Here is a 495-nt window from a genome sequence, read left to right as displayed (position 1 = left end):
TTGACCATGCCCGCAGTGACTGTTGAGAACCCGTTGACCCTCCCGCGCGTGGCCGAGCCGCAGACGGCCGCCGCCCGCAAGGTGCTGGCCGTGAGCACGGCGCCGAGCGGCTTCGAGGGCGAGGGATTCCCGGTGCGCCGCGCGTTCGCGGGGATCAACTACGAGCACCTCGACCCGTTCATCATGATGGACCAGATGGGCGAGGTGGAGTACGCCCCGGGTGAGCCCAAGGGCACCCCGTGGCACCCCCACCGGGGCTTCGAAACCGTCACGTACCTGATCGACGGAACCTTCGTCCACCAGGACAGCAACGGCGGCGGCGGAGTCATCAACGGCGGCGACACGCAGTGGATGACCGCCGGGGCGGGCCTCCTGCACATCGAGGCCCCGCCGGAGTCCCTCGTCCTGTCGGGCGGCCTCTTCCACGGCCTCCAGCTGTGGGTCAACCTGCCGGCCTCCGACAAGATGATGCCCCCGCGCTACCAGGACATCGGC

1 protein-coding gene is annotated in these 495 nt (G+C 69.7%); it reads left to right on the top strand.

Annotated elements, in window-relative coordinates:
- Nucleotides 1-6: 6 nt before the first annotated feature.
- The coding region (locus tag G3I71_RS46850) for a pirin family protein (RefSeq protein ID WP_164325047.1) at nt 7-495 on the top strand (489 nt) is incomplete at its 3' end.

The sequence above is a fragment of the Streptomyces sp. SID12501 genome (assembly GCF_010550245.1).
GTDB lineage: Bacteria > Actinomycetota > Actinomycetes > Streptomycetales > Streptomycetaceae > Streptomyces.
The sequence above is the reverse complement of the archived record's forward strand: the minus strand, read 5'-3'. Positions and strand labels throughout refer to the sequence as shown.